The organism is Thiomonas sp. TH-17, assembly GCF_057473305.1.
Window position 1 is genome coordinate 21851 of sequence record NZ_JBYCKI010000137.1, and the last position, 6000, is coordinate 27850.

Consider the following 6000-nt stretch of genomic DNA (forward strand, 5'->3'; position numbering starts at 1 on the left):
CTGCGCAACATCTCGTTTCAACCGACCCCGCCATGATCGTCACGCTCGTCATCCTCGTTCTGCTCGTTGCGCTGCTGTTTTACGGCGTGATGATTTACAACAATCTGGTGAATCTCAAGCATGCCATCTCGCAGGCCTGGGCGAATATCGATGTGCTGCTCAAGCAGCGTCACGACGAGTTGCCCAAGTTGGTGGAGGTTTGCAAGCAGTCGATGCATTTCGAGCAGGAGACGCTGGAGCGCGTGGTGCGCGCCCGCTCGCAGGTGCAAGAGGCGCGCGAGGCGGGGGATGTACGCGGGCTGGGCCGCGCCGAAGGGGCGCTGCGCAGCGGGCTGGGGGCTTTGTTCGCGGTGGCCGAGGCTTACCCCGACCTGAAAACCAACGAGACCTTCCAGCATTTGCAGGCGCGCATCAGCGGACTGGAGGAGAGCATTGCCGACCGGCGCGAGTTCTACAACGCGGCGGTGAATGCGAACAATGTGCGCATCGAGCAGTTTCCCGATGTGATCGTGGCGCGGCTGCTGGCCTTCGGCCCGGCGGAGTTGTTCAAGGTGGCCTCGGGCGAGCGGGCCGATGTCGATCTGAAGGGCTTGTTCGCTGCGTCGTGAAAACCCTCTCTCAGACAACTGATCGGGTTGCCGTCCGATGTTGAGCGGCTTGTCGCCCAGCGGCGCGGCACCGCAGGTGCTGTTCATGGCGCTGGCATTGGGCGCGGCGGGGCTGGTGCAGTTTTTCCGCCTGCAGCGCCGCCGCCGGGTGATGGAAGACATGCCCACGGCGCGCATCCGTTCGGCGGCGCAGGGCTATGTGGAGCTGATCGGCCGGGCGCTGCCGCCCGACGCGCCGCTGTTTTCGCCCATCACCCGCACGCCGTGCTGCTGGTATCGCTACAAAATCGAAAAACGCGACGACGACAACAAAAATAGTTGGTCGGTGCAGGAGCAGGGCAAGAGCACGACCCAGTTCTGGCTCGATGACGACACAGACCGCTGCATCGTTGACCCCGAGGGCGCCGAGGTGCGCGCCCGCTCTCGCAACACCTGGACGGGCGCCGCCGCGCAACTCATTCCCGGCACGAGCGAGGTGCTGATGACGGGCGACAGCGATCACCGCTACACCGAGCATCTCATCCTGCCGGGCCAGACGCTCTATGCCCTGGGCTGGTTTGCCAGCCTTTCGCCGCTGCAGGCCTCGGCCCACGAGGAAGTGCGCGAGCGCATCGCCGCGTGGAAGGCCGACCCGCAAAAGCGCCGCGCCTTCGACACCAATGCGGACGGCGAGCTGAGCATGGCCGAGTTCGAACAGTTGCGCCAGCAGGCCGCCGCCGCCGTGGAAGCCGACCGCCGCGAACGCGCCGCACAGCCGCAGACGCATGTGCTGAAAAAGCCGAAAGACCGCCGCTTGTTTCTGCTCACCACCGAACCGCATGACGATCTCGGCGGCAAGCTGCGCTGGCAGGCGTGGGCCTGGCTGGCAGCGGGCGTGCTGGGCCTGGCATACGGCGGGGCGGGGCTGCTGATGCTGGTTTGATCGACTCCGACAGACTCCACTTCCCCTGCCAGGTAATACGATGCCGACATGACATCGCCCTATTCCTCCGCCTACAAAAAGCGCCGCGCGCCCGAACAGCCGCCAGCGGCGCCCAACGGCTTCGATTTTTTCCTGCCCTGCCCGCGCGGCGTTGAGGCCGCACTGGCCGACGAAGTGAAGGCGCTAGCCGAGCACAGCCCCACCCTGCGAGCGGGTACGCCCACGCCCGGCGGCCTGCCCGTGCAAGGTAGCCTGACGGATGCCATGCGGCTGAACCTGCATTGCCGCCTGCCCAGCCGGGTGTTGCTGCTGGGCGGCAGTTGCAGTTATGCCGATGCCGAAGACATCTATCACCTGGCCCGCGATCTGGCCTGGGAAAAATGGTTCGACGTGACCCAGGCTTTGCGCGTGGACGTGACCGCCGAACGCTCGCCGCTGGAGAGCATCAAGTTCGCCGCGCTGAGGGTGAAAGACGGCATCTGCGACCGCTTTCGCGCGCTGACCGGCGAGCGCCCGGACGTGGACACCGCGCACCCGGACGTGCGCATCCACCTGCATCTGCGCGAGGCCGACGCCCTGCTCTACCTCGACACCAGCGGCGAGCCGCTGTTCAAGCGCGGCTGGCGCAGCGAGCACGGCGCGGCGCCGCTGAAAGAGCATCTGGCCGCTGGCCTGCTCAAGCTCTCGGGCTGGACGCCGGGCGACGTACTGTTCGACCCGATGTGCGGCTCGGGCACGCTTGTCATCGAAGCGGCGCAAATGGCGGCCCACCGCGCGCCGGGGCTCGATCGCACCTTCGGCTTCGAAGCCCTGCAAGGCTTCGACATGGACGCCTGGAACGCGATGCGCGAGCAGGCCCGGCAAGCCGTGCGCCCGGTGGCGCCGGGGCAGTTTTTCGCCGCCGACATCGACCCGGTGAACGTGCGCATGACGCTGGACAACGCCCGCCGCGCTGGAGTGGACGGCGCAATTGCCGCGCAAGCGGGCGACGTGATCGCGGCCGTTCCCCCAGTGGACGCCGCCTCCCTGTCCGCCGGACAAGCGGCCTGGCTCATCAGCAACCCGCCTTACAACGAGCGCATTGCGCCCGAAGGCGAGGCCGCCGACGACTTCGCCCCGCAACTGGCCCGCACCCTGAAGCAGCGTTTCGCCGGTTGGCATGTGGCGCTGCTGGCCGCCGATCTGCATTGGGACAAGGCGCTGCGCCTCAAACCGCGCCGCCGCATCGTGCTGTTCAACGGCACGATTGAATGCCGCCTGATGCTCATCGACATGGTCGCGGGCAGCGCGCGGGGATAGGCGTTTTACTTCGCCTTGAAGGCGATGTCTTCGGCCTGCTCGGCGCGCGTGCCCAGTGGCGACTTGGCCGATGCCGTGACCTGGGGCGGCGGCGTGGTGGCCGTTGCCGATGCGTCGGTCTCGGCGGTTTTCTCTGTCGGGGCGTCTGCTTCCTTCATGCCCTGCTTGAAGCCGCGCACGGCCTCGCCCAAGTCGCTGCCCATGTTTTTGAGCTTCTTGGTACCGAAGATCATGATCACGATCAGCAGCACGATCAGCCAATGCCAAATACTGAATTCACCCATTGCGGTTCTCCTGTGCGTCCGCCGCGTGGCGGGCAGGTTTCACTCTGTTTAGGGTGAAATTGTCCTCCCAGGTTCACCCGTTCAGGTGAAAGCAAACGCAACATCTGCGCCGCAGGCAAAAATCAGTCGTCGGCCCAGTCGCGGGCGCGCTCCACGGCGCGACTCCAGCGAGCCATGCGCGCCTCGCGCTCGTCGGTGTTCATCTGCGGCGTAAAGCGGCGTTGTTCCTGCCACAGCGCCGACAGTGTGGCCGCGTCCGGCCACAGGCCTGCGCCCAGCCCGGCCAGATAGGCCGCGCCCAGCGCCGTGCTCTCAGCCTGCGCGGGGCGCACCACGGGCACGCCCAGCAGGTCGGCCTGAAACTGCATGAGCGTGTCGTTCACCGCCGCGCCCCCGTCCACCCGCAGTTCGGTCAGCGGCGGCCCGCCCTGCGCGGAGATGTCGGCCTGCATGGCGGCGAACAGCTCGGCGCTTTGATAGGCCATGCTGTCGATGGTGGCGCGGGCGACCTGCGCCGCCATCGTTCCCCGGGTGATGCCGATGAGCAGGCCGCGCGCCTGCGCGTCCCAGTGCGGCGCGCCCAGGCCGGTGAAGGCGGGCACGAGCAGCACGCCGCCGCTATCTGGCACGCTGTCGGCGAGTTGCTGCGCCTCTTGCGCGCTGCGCACCAGCCCGAGGCCGTCGCGCAACCATTGCACCGCGGCCCCGGCGATGAACACCCCGCCTTCCAGGGCGTAATGCAAGGGCTGATCGGCGCCGAGTTTCCAGGCGATGGTGGTCAGCAGGCGCTGCTGCGAGCGCACCGCCTGCGTGCCGGTGTGCTGCAACGCGAAGCAGCCGGTGCCGTAGGTGTTTTTCGCCATGCCGGGCTGCAGGCAGGCCTGGCCGAACAGCGCGGCCTGCTGGTCGCCGGCCATGCCGGTAATGGGAATGTTCAGACCGCCGAGACGCGCCACGGCCAGCGCGCCGCAGTTGGGCACGATGGCGGGCAGCACCGCGCGGGGTACGCGCAGCAGCGCCAGCAATTCGTCGTCCCAGTCGCCGGTGTGGAGATTGCACAGCAGGGTGCGGCTGGCATTGCTGACATCGGTGAGGTGGGCAGCGCCGCCGCTCAGGTTCCACACCAGCCAGCTGTCGATGGTGCCTGCGGCCAGTTCGCCCGCCTCGGCGCGGGCGCGGGCGCCGGGAATGTGGTCGAGCAGCCAGGCCAGCTTGGTGGCCGAGAAATAGGCGTCGGGCAACAGGCCGGTGCGCTCTTGCAGCAGCAGCGCGTGGCCGTCAGCCGCGAGCTGGGCGCAGATACCCGCGGTGCGCCGGTCTTGCCAAACGATGGCGTTCGCCAGCGGCCTGCCGGTGGCGCGCTCCCACAGCACCACGGTTTCGCGCTGGTTGGTGATGCCGATGGCGGCGAGATCGCCCAGCCTCGCTCCAGCGCGGGCCAGGGCTTCGGTGAGGGTGGCGCTCTGCGTGGCCCAGATGTCGAGCGGGTCATGCTCCACCCAGCAGGGTTGCGGGTAGTGCTGGGTGAACTCGCGCTGCGCGCTGGCCAGCACCCGCCCCTGCGCATCGACGATAAGGGTGCGGGAACTGGATGTGCCCTGATCGAGGGCGGCAATCAATGAGGGCATGACGCTTCCGTCACGGGTCGATCACGTCGGCGCACACATCGGTGGGCGCAGCGGCCACATGGCCGACCACGGGCACCATTTTCAGGCCGGCCGAGGCGATGCGGCAGGGCGCGGCCACAACACCGCAACCGGCAAGCGCCGTGGCCGCAAAGATCAATGCAATCAAGAGTCTGGACATGAGGTGGTGGATTCAGCTTGATAGGTTCATTATGCGGGCAACTGAACCGAGGCTGAAGCAAACCGCCTTGCACGGAACCGATGATCCCGTCCTCACACTGACAGTAAGACGGGCCCGGTGAGATCGGGCGCGCCCAATTTCAGAACGTCCCCCACAACCCCGACCAAAGGACCCCTTATGAAAGCCGCTGACGTTGCCAAATCCGCCTTTTCCATGCCCCTCACCAGCCCCGCCTACCCGCCCGGCCCCTATCGCTTCATCGACCGCGAGTTTTTCGTGGTCACCTACCGCACCGATCCCAAGGTCTTGCGCGCCATGATTCCCGAACCGCTGGAGCCCGCGGGCGATCTGGTGAAGTTCGAGTTCATCCGCATGCCCGACTCCACTGGGTTTGGCGCGTACACCGAATCCGGCCAGGTGGTACCCGTGCTCTACAAAGGCAAACCAGCCACCTATCAGATTGCGATGTACCTCGACGACGAAGCGCCCATTGCCGGCGGACGCGAGATTTGGGGCTTTCCGAAAAAGCTCGCCAAGCCACACATGAGCGTGGCCGCCGACACCCTGCTGGGCACGCTCGACTATGGCCCGGTGCGTATCGCCACCGGCACCATGGGCTACAAACACCGCGCGCTCGACACCGCCAAAGTGCTGGCCTCGCTGCAGCAGCCCAACTTCCTGCTCAAGATCATTCCGGATGTGGACTGCACCCCGCGCATCTGCGAACTGGTGCAGTACGACCTGGAGGACATGGTGGTGAAAGGCGCCTGGGAAGGCCCCGCCGCACTCGAACTGCACGCCCACGCGCTGGCTCCGGTGGCATCGCTGCCGGTGCTCGAAGTGGTTTCGGGCGTTCACATCATCACCGACCTCACCCTGGGTCTGGGACGGGTGGCGCACAACTATCTCAAAACGTGAATCTTTTGAGCCCCGAGCAAACACAGTCAACCTGAGGCTCGGGACTAGGAGCCTGTCGGACTTTGGAATCGTCGGCTGCAAATGGGGCGCAGCAGTCCATTTTTCACCGGCTTTTTGACCCATAGCGGGGCTATGGGCCTGCAAATCCGGCAAAAACTGTCCA

At 66.4% G+C, this 6000-nt stretch carries 7 protein-coding genes; 4 read left to right on the forward strand and 3 right to left on the reverse strand.

Annotated features, from left to right (window positions below; genetic code table 11):
* Nucleotides 1-32: 32 nt before the first annotated feature.
* Genes AC2VLV_RS08325 through AC2VLV_RS08335 form a run of 3 tightly spaced genes read left to right on the forward strand, consistent with a single transcriptional unit; the run spans nucleotide 33 to nucleotide 2829 of the window.
* On the forward strand, nucleotides 33-608 hold the full coding sequence (locus AC2VLV_RS08325; RefSeq protein WP_486989538.1) for a LemA family protein: 576 nt from the start codon (nucleotides 33-35) through the stop codon (nucleotides 606-608).
* 37 nt (nucleotides 609-645) lie between these two features.
* On the forward strand, nucleotides 646-1530 hold the full coding sequence (locus AC2VLV_RS08330) for a GIDE domain-containing protein (protein WP_486989539.1): 885 nt from the start codon (nucleotides 646-648) through the stop codon (nucleotides 1528-1530).
* Between the two features lie 48 nt (nucleotides 1531-1578).
* A complete protein-coding gene (locus AC2VLV_RS08335) occupies nucleotides 1579-2829 on the forward strand; it encodes a THUMP domain-containing class I SAM-dependent RNA methyltransferase (protein WP_486989540.1) in 1251 nt (416 codons plus the stop codon).
* 5 nt (nucleotides 2830-2834) lie between these two features.
* On the opposite strand, the gene tatA is transcribed toward AC2VLV_RS08335, so the two are convergent.
* The 3 genes from tatA to AC2VLV_RS08350 form a co-directional block, all read right to left on the reverse strand.
* Nucleotides 2835-3113 carry a Sec-independent protein translocase subunit TatA gene (tatA, locus tag AC2VLV_RS08340; RefSeq protein WP_486989541.1) on the reverse strand — a complete coding sequence of 93 codons (279 nt, stop codon included), beginning with the start codon at nucleotides 3111-3113 and terminating at the stop codon, nucleotides 2835-2837.
* A gap of 122 nt (nucleotides 3114-3235) precedes the next feature.
* Nucleotides 3236-4741 carry a glycerol kinase GlpK gene (gene glpK / locus AC2VLV_RS08345; protein ID WP_486989542.1) on the reverse strand — a complete coding sequence of 502 codons (1506 nt, stop codon included), beginning with the start codon at nucleotides 4739-4741 and terminating at the stop codon, nucleotides 3236-3238.
* A 10-nt stretch (nucleotides 4742-4751) separates the two neighbouring features.
* The gene (locus AC2VLV_RS08350) at nucleotides 4752-4919 is read right to left on the reverse strand and encodes a DUF6726 family protein (protein WP_172979011.1); all 168 of its coding nucleotides are present in this window, start codon (nucleotides 4917-4919) and stop codon (nucleotides 4752-4754) included.
* 177 nt (nucleotides 4920-5096) lie between these two features.
* Between AC2VLV_RS08350 and AC2VLV_RS08355 the strand changes: the two genes are divergently transcribed.
* A complete protein-coding gene (locus AC2VLV_RS08355) occupies nucleotides 5097-5837 on the forward strand; it encodes an acetoacetate decarboxylase (RefSeq protein WP_486989543.1) in 741 nt (246 codons plus the stop codon).
* Nucleotides 5838-6000: the final 163 nt, after the last annotated feature.

Coding starts and splice junctions, on each gene's coding strand:
- AC2VLV_RS08325 (WP_486989538.1), top strand. CDS start 33: ATGATCGTCACGCTCGTCATCCTCGTTCTGCTCGTTGCGCTGCTGTTT.
- AC2VLV_RS08330 (WP_486989539.1), top strand. CDS start 646: ATGTTGAGCGGCTTGTCGCCCAGCGGCGCGGCACCGCAGGTGCTGTTC.
- AC2VLV_RS08335 (WP_486989540.1), top strand. CDS start 1,579: ATGACATCGCCCTATTCCTCCGCCTACAAAAAGCGCCGCGCGCCCGAA.
- tatA (WP_486989541.1), bottom strand. CDS start 3,113: ATGGGTGAATTCAGTATTTGGCATTGGCTGATCGTGCTGCTGATCGTG.
- glpK (WP_486989542.1), bottom strand. CDS start 4,741: ATGCCCTCATTGATTGCCGCCCTCGATCAGGGCACATCCAGTTCCCGC.
- AC2VLV_RS08350 (WP_172979011.1), bottom strand. CDS start 4,919: ATGTCCAGACTCTTGATTGCATTGATCTTTGCGGCCACGGCGCTTGCC.
- AC2VLV_RS08355 (WP_486989543.1), top strand. CDS start 5,097: ATGAAAGCCGCTGACGTTGCCAAATCCGCCTTTTCCATGCCCCTCACC.